This window comes from Actinopolymorpha singaporensis (assembly GCF_900104745.1).
GTDB classification, from domain to species: domain Bacteria; phylum Actinomycetota; class Actinomycetes; order Propionibacteriales; family Actinopolymorphaceae; genus Actinopolymorpha; species Actinopolymorpha singaporensis.
Genome location: NZ_LT629732.1, coordinates 5535667 through 5553593, shown reverse-complemented (window position 1 = coordinate 5553593; position 17927 = coordinate 5535667). Strand labels below are relative to the sequence as shown.

The window sequence follows — 17927 nt, the reverse complement described above, 5'->3', positions numbered from 1 at the left end:
TTCGCTGATCGTCTCGTCTTCGACCACGCCCCGCGCTCATCGTTCGGACGGCGTGCCGTGACCGGACGCTCGGCCCGCGTACACCCGCTCGCCCGTACCACCCACGAACTGCTTCGGAGTCCACTGTGCGTACCTCCGCCGGCAATGCCGGCGTGCCCCGGATGCCTCTGCTGGTCCTGCTCCTCGGCTCGATCACCGCGATCGGCCCGATGTCGATCGACCTGTACCTCCCCGCGTTCCCCGAGCTCGCCCGCTCCCTGCACACCACCGAGCCGCTGGTGCAGCTCACCCTCACCGCCTGCCTGGTGGGCCTGGCGATCGGCCAGGCGTTGATCGGCCCACTGTCGGACGCGATCGGCCGCCGCCGGCCGCTGCTGTTCGGGATGGCGGGGTACGCCGTCGCCTCGGTGCTCTGCGCGCTCGCGCCCTCGGTGGAGGCGCTGGCAGTCGGCCGCTTCCTGCAGGGCCTGGCCGGCTCAGCCGGTGCGGTGCTGGCCCAGGCGCTGGTGCGTGACCTCGTGGACGGCCCGATGGTCGCCAGCATCCTGAGCCGGCTGATGCTGGTGATGGGGGTGGCGCCGGTGATCGCGCCGACCCTGGGCGGTCAGCTGCTCGGCCTCACCGGCTGGCGGGGGCTGTTCTGGCTGCTGGCGGGGTTCGGGCTGGTGATGACCGGCGTGGTCGCCCTCTTCGTACGCGAGACGCTGACCGTCGAACGCCGGCGCTCGGGCGGGGTCGTGGGCACGCTGCGCACCTACCGCAGGCTGCTGCGCGACCGGCGTTACGTCGGGTACGCCGGGATGTCGGCGTTCGGCTTCCTCGCCATCTTCGGCTACGTGTCCGGCTCGCCGTTCGCCTACCAGGTGGTGCACGGGGTGTCCCCGCAGACGTACGGCCTGCTGTTCGGCATGAACTCCGTCGGCATGGTCGCCGCCAGCCAGTGGAACGCCCGGCTGGTGCTGCGCATCCCGCCGTTCCAGATCCTGCGGCGGGCGCTGTGGCTCAGCGTCGTCGCGGCGCTGGCGCTGGTGTTCACCGCCACGACCGGAGCGTTCGGCCTGGCCGGGCTCGCGGTGCCGTTGTTTGTGCTGATGACCAGTATCGGCCTGGTGCTGCCGAACGCCGGTGCGCTGGCACTGAACCGGCACCCGGACTCGGCGGGCACGGCCGCCGCCATGGTCGGGATGACCCAGTTCGTCGTGGGTGCGGCCGCCGGCCCGTTCATCGGATCGCTCGGTTCGCACACCGCGGTCCCGATGGCCGGGGTGATCGCGGCCGGGATTGTCGGCGTACTCGCGATCGCGCTCGTCCTCGCACCGTCCGAGCCCCGCACGCGCGGATCCGGCGGTGCACGCACCGACGGCGCGACAGTCGTCGACGAGGGAATCGCCACGACCGTGGAGCGCGAGCAGACCGCGCCGCTCCCGCACTGACCGTCGCCCGGCCGGGCAGACTGGAGTTCGTGGACACCCGCCGCTGGGTCCTGCACGTCGACCTCGACCAGTTCCTCGCCGCCGTCGAGGTGCTTCGCCGCCCTGAACTCGCCGGCCGGCCGGTGGTGGTCGGTGGTTCCGGCGACCCGACCCAGCGTGGGGTGGTGGCCACCGCGTCGTACGAGGCCCGCGAGTTCGGGGTGCGGTCGGGGATGCCGCTGCGGACCGCGGCGAAGCGGTGCCCCGACGCGGTTTTTCTGGCCGCCGACCACCCGGCGTACGAGGAGGCGTCGGCGCGGGTGATGGACACCCTGCGGGAGTTTCCCGCGGTCGTCGAGGTGATGGGCTGGGACGAGGCCTTCCTGGAAGTGCACACCGACGACCCGGAGTCGGTGGCCCGCGAGATTCAGGATGCGGTACGGGAACGGACCGGGCTGAACTGCTCGGTCGGCGTCGGGGACAACAAGCTCCGGGCGAAACTGGCCACCGGTTTCGGCAAGCCGGCCGGAGTGTTCCGGCTCACCGAGGACAACTGGTGGACGGTGATGGGGGAGTTGCGCACCGACGCGTTGTGGGGAATCGGGTCGAAGACCGCACGCAAGCTCGCCGACCTCGGGATCGACACCGTCCGCGGCCTCGCGGCCGCCGACCCGCGTCTGCTCGCGGACCGGCTGGGTCCGACGATGGGCCCGTGGTTTCGCCGCCTCGCCCGTGGCGCGGACAGCTCGCCGGTGGTCGGTACGCCGTACGTGCCGCGTTCCCGTAGCCGGGAGACGACGTTCCAGGAGAACCTCACCGACTGGGCCGCCGTTCGCACCCAGGTCGTCCTGCTCGCCGCGCGGGTGGCGCAGGACGTCCGGTTGGAGGGCAGGCCGGCGGCGCGGGTGGGGATCAAGGTGCGCTTCGCGCCGTTCGTGACGCTGACCCGCAGCGTGCGGTTGCCGGCACCGACCAGCGACCCGGCCGCGATCGAGGCGGGCGCGCTGGCGGCGCTGGACAGGTTCTCGGTGGAGGAGCGGACGGACCGGCGCGGCGGTGAGCGACCGGTCCGCCTGCTGGGGGTGCGGGCGGAGTTCGCCGAGGAGGCGGAGACCTGACCCCGCGGCTCACACCGGCAGGAGGTACCTGCGTTCGCGTCCGTACGCGGTGAAGCCGGCGCGGCGCAGGATCGGACCCGACGTCGCGACCCGTCCCTTCACCAGACCAAGGGTCGCGCCGTGGTCGCGGGCGATGGCCAGCCTGGTCAGCAGGACGGCGCGGTAGGCTCCGCCGCCACGCAGCGCGGGGCGGGTCGCGGCACCCCACAACCGGGCCACGCCGCCGGCGAGGGTGCAGCCGCCCGTGGCGGCGGGCTCGTTCCCGACGTACGCCACGACCCGGAACTCCCCGCGCTCGGCGATCGGCAGCGCGCACCCGGCGAGCTCGCGCTCCACCTGTTCCGACGGCGGCTGGCCTCCGCCCCACACCTCCTGCGCCACGAGGTGCGCGTCGGCAAGGGTCCGGGCGTCGTCGACGGGCACGCACCGGACGTCGACCGTGCCGACGTCGGGGAGCGGGCCGGTCAGGTCGTACGCGAGGACTTCCACGGTTTCGCTGAGCGCCGCACCGGCGGTACGCAGCCAGGACTCGAGGTCGGCGGGCCGGCTGGCGGAGGACAGCCACCAGCTCACCTGGTCCCGGCCCCACCGGCGTACCTGGCCGGCGACCTCGCGGACGAGCGTGTCGGCGGGACGCTCCGACCGGCACCAGGCGACCTGCGTGCCGGAGGAGAACCATTCGGGGTAGGCGATCAGGTGGTAGTCGTCGGTGCGGACTTCGGTGGCGTCGTCGGGCACCCACACCCAGTCCGCGGCGGTGGCCAGGATCCGGTCCCGTGTCCACTCACCGGCAACGTCGTTCCCGGGCGGCGGTGCGCCGGAGCCGGCCGTCATGAGGCGTGATCCAGGCCACGACTGCCGGCAGCCGTGCCGGGAAGCGGCGGTGTGGTGGGTGCCGGTGTGGTGGGTGCCGGTGTGGTCGGTGACGCGGGCCTGGTGCGCTGGAGTACTTCCACGGGCTGCTCGAAGCGAGGACGCGGCCGCGAGTGGTCGGAGTGGTCATGGCCGCCGGGCGGTCGCCTGTTCCGGTCTCCCTGCCGGTCGCCCGGGCCACGGCCGTCGCCCAGCTGGTGCGGGTGCTCGTTCGCCTCGGGGCCGGGCCGGGTGCGCGGACCTGGCGTGTTCGGCGGGAGCTTGCCGGAGGAGGGCTTGCGCCGCCCGTCCGCCGCGTCGGGCGGGGGAGTCACCCCCGGGGACACGTTCGGCGCATCCGGTTGGCCGGATCGCCTTCCCTGTGGGGCCGGCGGCCGCGGTGCCCGGGTCGACGGCGGGGTGTCCACGTCCGGCGGAGAGACGGTGTAGGGCGGCGGGTCCCGGCGGGAGACGTCCACCTCTGTGCCGCGGCCCGTGGGCCGGACCCCCTCGCGGGAGGCGGGCGCCGGAGGCTCGGCGGCCGGATTCCGCGCGTCCTCGGTGTTGGTGGTGAACGTCGTCGCGGGTTCTGGCTCGGGTGCGGAGAACGCATGGACGTAGCCGACCATGCTGCCCAGGCCGACGACCACCCCGAACGCGACCAGCACCTGGCGGCGTCGGCACGCCGAGCGCGGCGGCGACTCCTCGACCCACACCTGCCAGCCGTAGGGCGGTGGCCCCCACGCGGGGTCCGGCCTCCAGTGGGGAGGCGGAGTCCAGCCTGACGGGACCGGCCAGTTGGGCGGCGCGTTGAACCGTGCGGGCATGACGTACTCCTCCGACCAAACCGATCGCGAGCATAAAGCCTCGCGCGGTCGACCGCAGGCCATCGGTCACATGATGGAAGCCGGGCTCAAGTCTCCTCAGCGTGCCGAGTCTCCCCGGCGTACCGAGCTCAGGCCACCAACGCGGGCAGGAATCCGACGCGCTTGTTGTCGGCGCACATCCAGCCCTGGTCGGTCAACAGCACCAGCGTCCCGTCCAGCACCGGCAGCCGATGCTCGGCCTCACGCCAGCCGTCGAACCACCGCTGGTCCTCGTTGGTGACGACCAGCGGCCCACGGCGTACGACGACGGTCAGGAAGGTATGTCGCGGCTGGCCGAGGATGAGCCGCGGCCCGAACAACCGCTCCGCCGCCCGCTGGATCAGGACGCCGCAGTGGCGGGCCTGCTCCGGCGCCTGTGCGGCGTCGTAGAGAACGGTCGTGTCGAGCAGGTGCTGGATCGTGCTGGGGTGCTCGACCAGTCCGATGATGACCATGCCGGGCCGCAGCTGGTGGCGCCGGGCGATGCCGGCGAGAGCCGCGGCGGGATCGCGAAGGTCCGACCTGGAAGTGGCCATACCTGATAGTGCGCCATTCCCACCACCCAGGTGAGTGTTTTCCACAGGTGGATATGTTCATGTTGCTTTCTGTCACACAGTGCGGCCGTTCCAGTCCGCCGGGTCGTCGCAGCGCTCGTCGTAGCCGTAGCCGTAGCCGTAGCCGTAGCCGTAGTCGTGGCCGTCGGAGTGGTGGTCGCCGGCGCGCCTGGCCCGGGCCAGGACGTCGTACCTGTCACCGCGGTAGACGGAGCGTTCGGCCTCCAGCACGTGGCCGGCGCCGTCACGGGTCACCGCCTCGATCAGCAGGCACGGCTGGCCGGAGCCGATCTCGAGCAGTTCGGCGTCGTACGGCTCCGGTAGTACCGCGCAGATGCGAGCCTCACTTGTCGCCGGTCGTACGCCGAACCTCTCCTGCAGCGTGTCGAACAACGACTGCTGCTCCCATGCCACCTCGTCCAGGCCGGGAAACCTGGCGAGGGACACGTCCGTACTCTCCCGGGCCATGGGATCCCCGTCGGCGGTCCGCAGTCGTACGAGGTGCAGAACGGGGGAGCCAGGCTCGACCTCCAGCCGCGCGGCGATCCGTGGGCCGGACGGCTCCACCGACGTGGACAGCACCCGGGAGCCGGGGGAGAGTCCGCGGGCGCGCATGTCCCGGCTGAACGACGTGAGCAGGTCGGTGTGCGCCGGCCGGGGTTCGGCGACGACGGTCCCGTGCCCGTGCCGCCGGAGCAGAACACCGTCGGTGACCAGCCGCTGGATTTCCTGGCGTACGGTCGTTCTGGAGATCTCGAAGTGGTCGGCGAGGACGCGTTCGGACGGCAGTAGTGCGCCCGGCGGCAAGCGTCCGGCCAGGTCCTCCAGTATCTTGCGCAACTGGTGGCCCTTGGGTCGGCCGGCTGACAGGGCGCCGGTCGTCAACGTGCTCGGGTCGATCTCGTGACGGGTCCGCGACATGGTCCAGTATCGACCTGAGGAGCCGCTCGAGATCGTCTCGTCTTCGATCGGCGCCTTGTGTGATCCTGGAGACGCCAGTGATCACCAGCTGGAGAGGGTGTTGCCGGATGGGTCGCCACGACATGCTGTTGGCGCGGATGCCCGAGGACCTCGTCGAGGACGCCCGCAACGTTGTCGACCTCCTGGTGGGCGACCTTCGGGACTTCAGCGAGGTCGGCCAGATCGAGATCCAGCGGTTCCTCTGGATCCTGCTTCCGGTCACGTGGGGGATGCCCCCGCACGAGTGGCCACGAGTCGCTGAGGCAGCCGCCCAGCTCCTGGAGCTCGCGTGGCGGCCGACCCTCGCCGGGCTCGCCCGCTCCGAAGAGACGAAGCAGGTGTTCGGGGCGTACGCGCGGTCGCGCGAGGAGGGGATCGAGGCGGCCAACGCCGCGATCGAACGCACCGGCACCAATCCACCCGACACCGATCTGCTCACCTGGCGCCGCAGCGTCAGCAGCGCCGAGGCGAGCGCCTACGACGAACTGCAACGGGTGCTGGAGACGGCCATCGTCGCAGGTGAGTACGAACCCGGCCGTCCCGGCTGGCGGCGCAGGCAGCAGGCGCTGACCGAACGCTGGCTCACCACGCCGTCGCGGTACTTCCACGGCGAGCGCCCCCTCGACGTCATCCACAAGGACCGCCGGCAGACCTGGATCGACGCGGGCCCACAGATTCGCGGTCGCGTCCTCGGCCTGGTCGAGCCGCTGATCCACCGTCCGGTGACGGTACCCGCCGCCGAGCCCGAGCCGCTGGTGTGGCTGCTCGCCCGGATCGGTGACGGCGTGCGCCTCACCCAGCGCGGCTATCTCCCGCCGGAGATCGCGCGCGAGGCCGACGCGCTGTTCGGTTGGAAGCCCAAACCCGGCCGGGTGAGCCGTGAGCTGGACCTGCCGCAGCTACGTGACCTGCACCTGCTGCTCCGCCACCACAAGCTGGTCGCCAAGCGGCAGGGTGTTCTCCGCCTGTCGGCCCGGGGGCGGGCCGTGCTGGAGGAGCCGGTCAAGCTGTGGGAGCTCGCGGCCCGGGCCTGGCTGGGCGATTCGCCGTACGACCAGGCGGTGAACGAGGTCGCCGCGGCGATGCTGCTGACCAAGCCGACGTACTGGGTACAGATGGCGGCGGCCGCCCACGAGATGGTCTCGCCGATGTTCCGCACCCCCGAGGGCGAACCGGTCCACTGGCGGCTGACCCAGGCCGCGATCTGGATCTGGCTACGGCGCGGGGCGATGTTCGGGTTCGTGGCGTACGACCCGGAGGGCTGGGCAGGCGAGCTGGAGGGGGACGCCGCGGAGGACGAGATCTGTCCGGACTGCGGGGGCACCATCCAGAACGGGTCCGAGTTCGATCACGCGGATGACGTCAGTGACGCAGACGACGCCGACGACTTCGAGGAGTCCGTCAGCACTGACGGGGCGGGCTACGTGGCGGAGATCGCCGCGGGTCGCCTCCCCCTCGTGGTCGCCGCGGGCAAGGGCGTTCACCTGTTGAGCGAGACCGGGCGGTCGGCGGCCATGACGGCGCTGCGGCTGCGCGCCAACGACCCGCACGACTGACCGGCTCGTACGACCCGGCGAGGTCAGTCCTCCCGGGGCGGACACACCTCGTCGGCGAACCGCGTCACCGCCTGCAGCCACCGCTCGGGAACATCGCGGTGCAGGTGGTGGCCGCCGGGCAGTACGACGAACCGTTCGGCGGGTACGCAGCGTTCCGCGGCCAGCCGGTCCAGCCCGCGCAACGTGCTCAGCCGGCCCGTTCCGGACGGGTGCGGTTCGTCCGGGGCGACGAGGAGCAGCGCGGGGATACGCAGCGTCCCCAGGAGGGCAGGCAGATCCCACGGACGAGGCCGGCGCAGGCCGGCCAGAAGTTGCTCGGCCTCGGCGGCCGCGATCGCCTCGGTGGCGTGCGCGACGTCCTCCGGGTTCCACTGGGGATGGTTGGTGCGGAGCTGGAGTTCGAGGTGCTCCAGGTCCGAACGCGCGATCGTGGTCGCCGCGACGACCGCATCGACGAGGGCGCCGCGGTCCTCCTCCCGCGAGCTGAGCGGCTCCTCCATGACGACGGCCTGCGCGAGGTCGACGAACCGGTTCGCCAGGGCCAGCGCGACGACCGCGCCCAGGCCGTGACCGGCGATGACGTCGACCCGGCCGGGCAGGTGTTCGGCGACACCCTGCACCAGGGTCGGCAGGTCCAGTGGGCGACCGTCGTGCGGCATGTCGCCGTGGCCGGGCAGGTCGACCGTACTTACCTGCCATCCCTGGTCGGCCAGTGCAGGCCCGACCCGCCACCACGTGGAGGACTGGGACAGCTCTCCGTGCACCAACAGAATCCGGCCGCGCGCAGGTCCGGGGCGCTCCCACCGAATGGTCATGCCGCCTATGTAAGCGGACCGGCGATCTTTCGCCATGCCATCCCCACCTGACCACCGCTTTTGGCCACTGGCAGGAGCGGCGCCGGAACGCGCTGGTGCGAGAACGTGGTGGCAGGTGTCCGGGAACGTACCTGTCGGCGGGCTGCGGAGTTCGTCCCGGCCGCTCGTCGTCGTACCGCCCCTCTATCTTGACGGGAGCGATCGAGCTCAACGGGTCCTACGCCCGCCGAGCCCGGTCGGGGACTCCCGGCGGCCGGGCGCCGTCGGTCACCGAACGAAGGAGGCGTCCGTGCGGTCGCGGACCTACCGTCAACGAGATCTTGCGTGCACCGAGTACACCCTCGACGTGCCACTCGACCACAGCCGGCCCGACGGCGAGCGGATCGAGGTCTACGCGCGCGAGGTCGTGGACCCGGCCAAGGTGGACGCCGACCTGCCACGGCTGGTGTACCTGCAGGGTGGGCCCGGCGGCAAGGGGCACCGCCCGACCAGCCGAAGTGGATGGCTCGCCCGGGCGCTGCGTGACTTCCGAGTGGTCCTCCTCGACCAGCGGGGGACCGGCCTGTCCACTCCGGCCAACCGGCAGACCCTGCCGCGAAGGGGCGATGCCAGCGCCCAGGCGGAGTACCTCACCCATTTCCGGGCCGACTCGATCGTCGCCGACGCCGAACTCCTGCGCCGCGAACTCCAGGGCGACCAGCCGTGGAGCGCGCTCGGCCAGAGCTACGGCGGGTTCTGCGCGTTGACGTACCTGTCCTTCGCACCCGAGGGGCTCAAGGAGGTGTACGTCACCGGTGGGTTGCCGCCGCTGAGAGACGGCGCGGACGAGGTGTACGCACTCACCTACGAGCGCACGGCGGAGAAGAACGCGGCCTATTTCGACCGCCATCCCGGTGACCGTGACCTGTGCGCACGAATCGTGGAACACCTGCGCCACAACGAAGTTCAGCTGCCGACCGGTGAACGCCTCACCCCCAGGAGGTTCCAGACCGCGGGGATGGGGCTGGGTATGCGCGGCAACTTCGACGGCCTGCACTACCTGCTGGAGGAGGCGTTCGTCGACGGGGTGGGCGGGCCGGAGTTGTCCGACACGTTTCTCGCCGGCCTCGCCGGTGCGGTGAGCTTCGCGACCAATCCGTTGTACGCGGTGCTGCACGAGCCGATCTACTGCCAGGGAGTGGCTTCGGACTGGTCGGCCGAACGTCTGTACGCGCAGCGGCCGGAGTTCGCGCTCGGGACCGACACGCCGTTCCTGTTCACCGGCGAGATGATCTATCCGTTCGTGTTCGACGCCGATCCGGCTCTGGTGCCGTTGCGGGATGCGGCGGACCTGCTCGCGGCCAAGGACGACTGGCCGGCGCTGTACGACCCGGATCGCCTTGCCCGCAACGAGGTTCCGACGTACGCCGCGGTCTACTACGAGGACATGTACGTCGCCCGGGAGCACTCGCTGGCCACCGCGAACGCCGTCGGTCGCCTCACTCCGTGGATCACCAACGAGCATGAGCACGACGGTCTGCGGCAGGCCGGCGTGTTCGGGCGGTTGCTCGACCTTGCACGCGAGACACCGTGAGCCGGCTGCGCCCCTGATTTTGTCCACAGGTGGCTGATCGGGATCTCCTTGTGGACAACGGTCTTGATGGCGGCGCCGGTCGGTAGGCTTCGAACATGTATTCGACGGAGCAGGTTTTCCCGGTGCGGGGGGTGGGGGTGCGGTCGCCCGGTTGAGGGCTGCGCTGGCGGCGATCCGTGTCGGGTTGGACGAGGCCCTGGCGACGCCGACCACGTTCGTGGAGGTGGGTGAGTTGGGTGAGCTGATCGGTGAGCTGGCGGTGGAGAAGGCCCGGGTCGATGCGCTCACTCTGGGCTGGGTCCGCCAGGCCGAGGCGCGCGAGGTCGGGAAGACGACCGGTGCGGCGACCACGGCTGTGTGGCTGCGGACCGCGCAGCGGATGTCGAAGAACGATGCTTCCGCGGCGGTGGTGCTGGCGCGGGACCTGGACCGTACGGTGACGTTGACTGCCGCCGCTCTTGCGCGGGGTGAGGTGTCGTTTCGGCATGCGCAGGTGATCGCCGCCGCGATCAAGGACCTGCCCACCTGGATCAGCCTGGAACAGCGGGTGCAGGGTGAGGAGTACCTGATCGACGAATCCCGGCGGCGTAGCCCTGACGATGTGCGGCTGCTGGGGCGGCATCTGCTGCTGGTGCTCGCCCCGGAGGAGTGGGAACGGCGGCTGGGTGAGGAACTCGACGCCGCCGAACGCGCCGCCGAACGCAGACGCTCCCTGAAATACCTGGCGAACGGGATCCCCGGGTCCGAAACCATGATCGTCAAGCTGCCGGTGCTGGAGATGGAAGCTCTCCGCAAGATCATCGAGGCGCTCATCGCGGCCGACAACGGTCCCGAACCGGACGAGCGGCCGCTGGACCAAAAACGGGGGGACGCGTTCGCCGAACTCGTGGCCAGGATGGCTGAGTGGCAGGCGTCGCCGAACCGTGGCCGTGGACGCGACTGCGTGACCGTCACGATCGGCCTGGACCAACTCCTAGAAGGCACCGGGTTCGGCACCATCGACGACACCACCCCCGTCCGTCCCATGCCCTGCGGCTGCCAGACCACCGACGCCACACGACAGGCCGAGCGCAGGAAGTGCAGGCCCGGCGAGGGTGCCGCTGGCAGTGGGGGCGGGAAGCCCACAGCGGGGTCCAAGGGGAGGCCCGTCGCGGCCGGGGCGGTCAGGTCCACGGACTCCATGCCCGGCCGGAACACTCAACTGGACAAGGAGAAACGACGAGCCGAGCCACCTGACCCGGCTGGGTTCGCGGAGCGGATACCCGGACCACGAGAACCCCGGCAGCACCCACAACCGAACACCGCAACCGGAACGGGTCCAAGCCCCGACGCCGAACCGGCAGCAGATCCCGAACCCGAAGATTGGGAGCTCGAGCCGGAAGACGACGCCGACACAGACGCTGGACCCGAATCAGAGAAGGGGGCGGCGGGGCCGGACGCTGCCAACGACTCCAACAACCAACTCGATCTCCACGACGGCTGCACCAAGTGCGGCGGCGGAGGGTCGGCCCGGATCCTCCGCCTGCGCGGAGAACCGCTCTCGGTGGCGACGATCCGGCGGATGGCGTGCGACGCGAACATCATCCCCGTCGTCCTCGGCGGCAACGGCGAAATCCTCGACATCGGCATGGCCGACCGGTTCTTCACCGAACCACAACGACGAGCCCTCGCCATCCGCGACGGGTCCCACTGCCACTTCCCCGGCTGCCACGTCCCCGAACGCCGCTGCATCGCCCACCACATCACCGCCTGGGAAGACTTCGGCCCCACCGACCTCGCCAACGGAGTACTGCTGTGCAAGACGCATCACGCCTACGTCCACCACAAAGGCTGGCAAGTGAGCATGGGCAACCACGGCCACCCCGAATACACCCCACCCGAATGGGTGGACCCGCAACAGAAAGTGCGCCGCCCATGAGAGTCGAGCGCCCGCTGAGCAGCAGGAGGTCCATGGGCACAGAGTTCCAGCGGGTCCGAAGGTCAGCTACGCGCGGCCGGTGGCCGGAGCACCGCGAACGGGTCGGTGATGAACATGTCCCGGCAGGTGAACCGGAACAACGCGGCGGGGCGCCCGCCGGTCGGCCCGGAGCCGGCCGTCTGGCCGGTGGCCTCCAGCTGCCCACGCCGGGTGAGCACCCGTTGCAGGTTGGTTGCCGACACCCGGTGGCCGAGCGCGGCGGAGTAGACCTCGCGGAGTTCGGAGACGGTGAAGGTCGGGGGAGCGAGCGCGAACCCGAGGTTGGTGTAGGACAGCTTGGACCGCAGCCGGTCGCGGGCGCGCAGCACGATGGCCTCGTGGTCGAACGCGGTCTTCGGCAGGTCGTCGATCGGAAACCACCGGGTGTCCTCGGGGATCTCCGGGTCGGCGTCACTCGGCACCAGACCGAGGAACGCCGTGGCCAGGACCCGCGGCCCGGGCATCCGGTCGGGAGCGCTGAACACCGCGAGCTGCTCGACATGCGACAGCTGGCGTACGTCGACCTTCTCGGCGAGCTGCCGGCGTACGGAAGTCTCGACGTCCTCGACGGCGCCAAGCCGGCCACCGGGGAGTGCCCACCTGCCTACCTGGGGTTCGCGGGCACGCTGCCACAGCAGGACCTGCAGTGACCGGGACCGGACCTGGAGGACCGCTGCCAGCACCTCATGCCCCAGTCGGCTCACGCGGTGATAGTATCTCGGGAAGTTTTCGCTCGTAAGTCGAAAACCCCAGGCGCCGGAAGCCTGGACGAAGACCCGGGGCAGCCGCTCTGGGTGAGGAACTTTGCCGGGAGGGTCACATGACCCCTGTCACTGAAGCGGTCCGCGCCGACACGGCCTACGACGAGGTAGTGCCGGACGAAGCGTGGCGAGAAGAGGTACGCCGGCTCGCGGCCGAGCGCGACGCGGTGCTGCTCGCGCACAATTACCAGATCCCCGAGATCCAGGACATCGCCGACCACACCGGCGACTCCCTCGCGCTCAGCCGCATCGCCGCGGCCAGCGAGGCGTCCACCATCGTCTTCTGCGGCGTGCACTTCATGGCGGAGTCGGCGAAGATCCTCAGCCCCGACAAGACCGTCCTCATCCCGGACGCCCGGGCGGGTTGCTCCCTGGCCGACTCGATCACCGCCGACCAGCTGCGGGCCTGGAAGGCCGAGCACCCCGGAGCGGTGGTCGTGTCGTACGTCAACACCACCGCCGAGGTGAAGGCCGAGACCGACATCTGCTGCACGTCCGCGAACGCGGTGGAGGTCGTGGCCTCGGTCCCGGCCGACAGGGAGGTGCTGTTCCTGCCGGACATGTTCCTCGGAGCCCACGTCAAGCGGGAGACCGGCCGGGACAACCTGCACATCTGGGCGGGGGAGTGCCACGTCCACGCGGGGATCAACGGCGCGGAGCTCGCCGACCGCGCCGCCGCCCAGCCGGACGCGGAGCTCTTCATCCACCCCGAGTGCGGCTGCGCCACGTCGGCGCTCTACCTCGCCGGCGAGGGCGCGGTGGCCGCGGACCGGGTGAAGATCCTCTCCACCGGCGGGATGCTCGACCAGGCGAAGGAGACGAAGGCGCGGTCGGTGCTCGTGGCCACCGAGGTGGGCATGCTGCACCAGCTGCGCAAGGCCGCGCCGGGTGTGGACTTCCGCCCCGTGAACGACCGGGCGTCGTGCCGCTACATGAAGATGATCACGCCGGGGGCATTGCTGCGCAGCCTCCGCGAGGGCACCGACGAGGTGCACGTCGCGCCGGAGATCGCCGCGCGGGCGCGGGGAGCGGTGCAGGCGATGATCGAGATCGGCAACCCCGGTGGTGGCGAATGACCAGCCGCTGGGAGGCGACCGCCGACCTGGTCGTCGTGGGTACGGGCGTGGCCGGGCTGAGTGCCGCCCTGGAGGCGACGCGCGCCGGCCTGCGGGTCGTCGTCGTCACCAAGGCCGAAGCCGACGCGGGCAACACGCGCTGGGCGCAAGGCGGGGTTGCGGTCGTACTGCCGGGCGAACACGAACCCGGCGACAGCGTCCGCCGGCACGTCCACGACACCCTGGTCGCCGGAGCGGGCCTGTGTGATCCGGCCGCGGTGGCGACGATCCTGGCCGACGGGCCGGACGCGGTGGCCAGGCTGCGCGCCGGTGGCGCGGCGTTCGACCCGGCCGGGGACGACCAGCCGGATCGGCGGGGCCGGCTGGCGCTCGCCCGGGAAGGCGGCCACACCGCGTTCCGGGTGGTGCACGCCGGTGGTGACGCCACCGGGGCCGAGGTCGAACGCGCACTGCTGGCCGGCGTACGCAACCAGCGGTTGACACTGCTCGAACGCCATGTCGCCGCCTCCGTGGTGCGCACCGAAGTGGGAGCGGTGGGCGGGTTGCTGGTGCTCGCCGACGACGGCGTGGCGGGGATCCTCCGGGCGCCCGCCGTGCTGCTCGCCACCGGCGGGCTCGGCCAGCTCTACGAGACCACCACCAACCCCGACGTCGCCACCGCCGACGGAATCGCGCTGGCCCTGCGTGCGGGCGCGTCGGTGGCAGACCTTGAGTTCGTGCAGTTCCACCCGACGGTCCTGTATCCCGGCCGGGGTGCCACTGGGTCGCGTCCCCTGGTCACCGAGGCGGTCCGGGGCGAGGGCGCGGTGCTGGTCGACGCGGCGGGCAAGCCCGTCATGGCCGGCGTCCACCCGCTCGGCGACCTCGCCCCGAGGGACGTGGTCTCCGCGGCGATCATCCGCCGGCTGGCCGACGCGCCCGGCGGGGTGGACGACCACGTGTTCCTGGACGCCACCCACCTGCGGGCGGAAGCCTTCCGGACGCGTTTCCCCACGGTGTACGCCGCGTGCCGGGCGATCGGCGTGGACCCGGAGTCCGAGCCGATTCCGGTGGCACCGTCGGCGCACTTCAGCTGTGGCGGCGTGGTGACCACCGTCGACGGCCGGACCGCTGTGCCCGGTCTGTACGCCGCAGGGGAAGTGGCCCGCACCGGCCTGCACGGCGCCAACCGGCTGGCCTCCAACAGCCTCCTCGAAGGGCTGGTGGTAGGGCACCGGACCGCCAGGGCTGTGGTGGCCGACCTGTCCGCCGGCCAGGCCGGGAGGCGGTCGGCGGGCCGCATCGACGACGGAGACGTCGCACTGGTGCCCGAGCCGGTCGCGGACCGGCCAGGACTGCAGCAGCTGATGAGCCGGCACGCGGCGATCGGCAGGGATCAGGCCGGGCTCGCGATCGTGGCCAAGTCGCTGGACGCCATGGCTACGCGTACGACGCCTGCCGGGCGGGCCGACGTCGAGGACGCCGCGCTCCACCTGGCGGCCCGGGCGCTGGTGCTCGCAGCATCCACGCGTACGGAGTCCCGCGGCTGCCACGTCCGGCACGACCATCCCGTACGAGACGACCAACGGTGGCGGCGGAGTCTCGTCGTCGGCCTGGACGAGTCCGGCGAGCCCACCCTGCTGCCCGCTCTCGACCTGGGAGGTGTGGCATGACGGTGCCCACTGGTTCGTCCCACAGTTCGCTCGCTTGGGATGCTCCGGAGACCTCCGAAGCGTCGGCGCCTCGCGGGTTCTCGCCCGGCGTCGCCGAGGGGTTGGCCCGGGCCGGGTTGGATGTCGACGACACCTTGCGGGTGCTGCGCACGGCGCTGGCGGAGGACCTGCGCTACGGCCCGGACGAGACGACGGCGGCAACCGTGCCGGCGGACGCGGTGGCCGAGGCGGAGCTCACGCCCCGGGTACCGGGCGTTCTCGCCGGCGGGGTTCTCGTACCTGCCGTCTTCGACCTGCTGGCACCCGGTGAGGTGGAGGTGCTCCACCAGGTGGAGGACGGAACCCGGTTGCGGGCCGGTGAGCCGGCACTGGTCCTGCGGGGGCGGGTCCGGACCCTGCTCACCGGGGAGCGCCCGGCGCTCAATCTGGTGTGTCACCTGTCCGGTGTCGCGACGCTCACCGCCGCCTGGGTGGACGCCGTCGCCGGGACCGGGTGCGCCGTCCGCGACAGCCGCAAGACGCTGCCCGGTCTACGGCTGCTGCAGAAGTACGCCGTCCGGTGCGGCGGCGGCGTCAACCACCGGCTCGGGCTGGGCGACGCGGTGCTGGTGAAGGACAACCACGTGATCGCCGCCGGGTCGGCGGTCGCCGCGCTGGAGGCGGCCCGCCGGCACGCCCCGCAGCTACCGGCCGAGGTCGAGGTGACCACGCTGGACGAGCTCGACTCGGTGCTGGAAGCCAAGGCGGAGCTGGTGCTGGTGGACAACTTCACGCCGGAGGAGTGCGCGGAGGCGGTCCGGCGCACCCGCGCGGCCGGGACCGGAACGCTGCTGGAGGCCTCCGGCGGGCTCACCCTCGAGGTCGCCCGGGCGTACGCGGAGACCGGCGTCGACTACCTCGCGGTGGGTGGGCTGACGCACTCGGCGCCCGCCCTCGACCTCGGCCTGGACCTGCGGAGCCAGGGGTAAGCCAAGGGGAGTCGCGACGCGAGCGCCGGCGACGCGAGCGACGAACGTCTGCGGTTGACGTGGCGCCAGGGGTCCGCCGTGATCGATGGGCCCCTGGCGCCTTGGTCAGGATCGGTTGTGGCCGTCGGTGGCGCGTCCGGCGAGCGCCGTGACGAACGCGGTGATCTCGGCCGGGTTCTCCTCTGCCATGAAGTGGCCGGAGGTGGTGGCCTGGTAGGTCAGGTCGGGCGCCCAAGCCTTCCACAACGAGGCGGCGTCGAAGCCGAGCTGTGAGCCCCAGTCCTGCGAGATGACGGCCACGGGCATGGTCAGCTGCGCCCCTCGTGCCCGGTCGGCCTGGTCCATGTCGAGGTCGACGGTGGCGGTTGCCCGGTAGTCGGCCACGATGGAGTCGACGGCGGCGACCGAACTGTCGACGTAGTAGTCGCGCTCCTGTGCGGTGAAGGCCGAGCCGCCGGGGTCCCAGGCGTCCAGGAAGGACCCGAAGAACTCCGGGGCGACCGCGGCGATCATCTTCTCGGGCAGACCCGCGGGCTGGGCCATGAGGTACAGGTGCCAGGCGACCTTGGCGTCGACACCCTGCAGGACCGCCCACGTGTCCAGGGTCGGAAGCACGTCCAGGATGCCGAGGTAGTCCACGACGTGGGGGTGGTCCAGGCCCGCGCGGACCGCGACGAGCGCCCCGCGGTCATGCCCGACGAGGCCGAAGTGGTCGAAGCCGAGAGCAGTCGCGACGTGGACGATGTCGCCCGCCATCGTGCGCTTGGAGTACGTCTCCGGCCGTGCGCCCGGGGGCTTGTCGCTGCTGCCGTAGCCACGCAGGTCGGGTGCGATCACCGTGTGGCTGCCGGCGAGCTGCCGGGCGACGTACCGCCACATGTAGTGGTTCTGGGGAAAACCGTGCAGGAGGACCACGGCCGGCCCGTTGCCTCCCACCGCGACGTTGAGGCAGATGCCGTCTGCGCCGGGGATGGTCCGGTAGTCGAAGCCTTCGATGACAGGGGTGTTCACTGGTTCTCCTTCACCCGACGGGCGGGGATTACGGGTTCTGGCTTGACGGGTGGCCGGAGAAGATTCCGGCAGGGAGACTGCTGTTGGCGTTGGTGGTCGCACGCAACGCGGGCAGCACGACGGTGTCGACGAGGACGGCGAGGTACTCCTCGTCGACGAGCAGGCCGTTGACCCTGCGGAGCAGCAGGACCGCGCCGACCACCTCGTCGAAGGGGAAGGGGGAGACGCCGGCGGGAAGTTCGCCGCGGGCGACCGCGGCATCGATCACCTGGAGAGGCAGCCGAGCGCCGGTCGGGCCGACTGCCGTCTCGATCGCGTCGCAGAGCTCGGGGTCCTCGAGCCCGGCCTGCAGAAGCAGCATCGCGGTCCGGCTGTCGGCCGAACGCATGGTCCGGTCGAGGCGGCGGCACAACGCCAGCAGGTCGTCTCGCAGGCTGCCGGTGTCGATCGCCTCGGCCGGGTCGTACTGCACGGGGCCGGCCTTCAGCGTGGCGATCACCATGTCCCGCTTGGACTTCCAGCGCCGATACAGGCTCGCCTTCGAAGCTCCGCAGCGACGCGCCACCTCCTCGAAGGTGACACCGTCGTAGCCCTTCTCGGACAACAGCGAGCTCACGGCAGCGACGATGCGCTGCTCCAGGAGCTCGTCTCGTGGGCGGCCACGGCTGAGCGGCTCCCGCGCTTCATTTCGATACGACACGCCGCGTATCGTAACTCCGCCGTACGTGCTCTGTCGACCGAGGCGCGGGCAGTGCGTCCGTTCCCTCCCGGATCGCTCCTCGGCGGCCCCGTCGGA

The 17927-nt window shown here is 71.4% G+C and carries 16 protein-coding genes; 8 read left to right on the top strand and 8 right to left on the bottom strand.

Translation table 11 applies throughout. The features are described from left to right. Positions 1–125: 125 nt before the first annotated feature. Positions 126–1433, top strand: a complete 1308-nt coding sequence (locus tag BLU27_RS24865; RefSeq protein WP_092656040.1) for a Bcr/CflA family multidrug efflux MFS transporter — start codon at positions 126–128, stop codon at positions 1431–1433. A gap of 29 nt (positions 1434–1462) precedes the next feature. Continuing rightward, complete coding sequence (locus BLU27_RS24860; RefSeq protein ID WP_092656039.1) at positions 1463–2530, top strand: DNA polymerase IV; 1068 nt, start codon at positions 1463–1465, stop codon at positions 2528–2530. Between the two features lie 9 nt (positions 2531–2539). Here the strand turns inward: BLU27_RS24860 and BLU27_RS24855 are convergent, their stop codons facing one another. From BLU27_RS24855 to BLU27_RS24840, 4 genes are all read right to left on the bottom strand, one after another. Further along, positions 2540–3364: a GNAT family N-acetyltransferase gene (locus BLU27_RS24855; protein WP_092656038.1), complete on the bottom strand. Its 825-nt coding sequence runs from the start codon at positions 3362–3364 to the stop codon at positions 2540–2542. Beyond that, entirely contained in the window at positions 3361–4209 is an 849-nt protein-coding gene (locus BLU27_RS24850; RefSeq protein ID WP_092656037.1) for a hypothetical protein, read from the bottom strand. The genes BLU27_RS24855 and BLU27_RS24850 overlap by 4 nt, the downstream gene beginning before the upstream one ends. 128 nt (positions 4210–4337) lie before the next feature. Continuing rightward, entirely contained in the window at positions 4338–4784 is a 447-nt protein-coding gene (locus BLU27_RS24845; protein ID WP_092656036.1) for a hypothetical protein, read from the bottom strand. A gap of 72 nt (positions 4785–4856) precedes the next feature. Next, positions 4857–5723 carry a GntR family transcriptional regulator gene (locus BLU27_RS24840; protein ID WP_092656035.1) on the bottom strand — a complete coding sequence of 289 codons (867 nt, stop codon included), beginning with the start codon at positions 5721–5723 and terminating at the stop codon, positions 4857–4859. Between the two features lie 107 nt (positions 5724–5830). Between BLU27_RS24840 and BLU27_RS24835 the strand changes: the two genes are divergently transcribed. Next, positions 5831–7318 (top strand): hypothetical protein, encoded by a 1488-nt coding sequence (locus BLU27_RS24835; RefSeq protein WP_092656034.1) that lies wholly within the window; start codon positions 5831–5833, stop codon positions 7316–7318. A 23-nt stretch (positions 7319–7341) separates the two neighbouring features. On the opposite strand, the gene BLU27_RS24830 is transcribed toward BLU27_RS24835, so the two are convergent. Then, a complete protein-coding gene (locus tag BLU27_RS24830) occupies positions 7342–8133 on the bottom strand; it encodes an alpha/beta fold hydrolase (protein ID WP_157728792.1) in 792 nt (263 codons plus the stop codon). Between the two features lie 289 nt (positions 8134–8422). Here BLU27_RS24830 and BLU27_RS24825 point away from each other — a divergent pair, with 289 nt between their 5' ends. Both BLU27_RS24825 and BLU27_RS24820 read left to right on the top strand, forming a co-directional pair. Next, positions 8423–9706 (top strand): alpha/beta fold hydrolase, encoded by a 1284-nt coding sequence (locus tag BLU27_RS24825; RefSeq protein ID WP_092656032.1) that lies wholly within the window; start codon positions 8423–8425, stop codon positions 9704–9706. 151 nt (positions 9707–9857) lie between these two features. Further along, positions 9858–11624, top strand: a complete 1767-nt coding sequence (locus tag BLU27_RS24820; RefSeq protein WP_092656031.1) for an HNH endonuclease signature motif containing protein — start codon at positions 9858–9860, stop codon at positions 11622–11624. A 62-nt stretch (positions 11625–11686) separates the two neighbouring features. Here BLU27_RS24820 and BLU27_RS24815 read toward each other — a convergent pair whose 3' ends face one another. Further along, entirely contained in the window at positions 11687–12367 is a 681-nt protein-coding gene (locus BLU27_RS24815) for an NUDIX hydrolase (RefSeq protein ID WP_092656030.1), read from the bottom strand. Positions 12368–12483: 116 nt separating this feature from the next. On the opposite strand from BLU27_RS24815, the gene nadA reads away from it, so the two are divergent. Genes nadA through nadC form a run of 3 tightly spaced genes read left to right on the top strand, consistent with a single transcriptional unit; the run spans position 12484 to position 16120 of the window. Next, complete coding sequence (gene nadA, locus BLU27_RS24810) at positions 12484–13500, top strand: quinolinate synthase NadA (RefSeq protein WP_092656029.1); 1017 nt, start codon at positions 12484–12486, stop codon at positions 13498–13500. Next, a complete protein-coding gene (locus BLU27_RS24805) occupies positions 13497–15152 on the top strand; it encodes an L-aspartate oxidase (protein WP_092656028.1) in 1656 nt (551 codons plus the stop codon). The genes nadA and BLU27_RS24805 overlap by 4 nt, the downstream gene beginning before the upstream one ends. Then, positions 15149–16120, top strand: coding sequence for a carboxylating nicotinate-nucleotide diphosphorylase (nadC, locus tag BLU27_RS24800; RefSeq protein WP_092656027.1), 972 nt, complete (start codon positions 15149–15151; stop codon positions 16118–16120). Before BLU27_RS24805 ends, nadC begins: the two co-directional genes overlap by 4 nt. 105 nt (positions 16121–16225) lie before the next feature. On the opposite strand, the gene BLU27_RS24795 is transcribed toward nadC, so the two are convergent. Both BLU27_RS24795 and BLU27_RS24790 read right to left on the bottom strand, forming a co-directional pair. After that, positions 16226–17131 (bottom strand): alpha/beta fold hydrolase, encoded by a 906-nt coding sequence (locus tag BLU27_RS24795; RefSeq protein ID WP_092656026.1) that lies wholly within the window; start codon positions 17129–17131, stop codon positions 16226–16228. A gap of 28 nt (positions 17132–17159) precedes the next feature. After that, positions 17160–17831 carry a TetR/AcrR family transcriptional regulator gene (locus BLU27_RS24790; protein ID WP_092656025.1) on the bottom strand — a complete coding sequence of 224 codons (672 nt, stop codon included), beginning with the start codon at positions 17829–17831 and terminating at the stop codon, positions 17160–17162. Positions 17832–17927 lie beyond the last annotated feature (96 nt).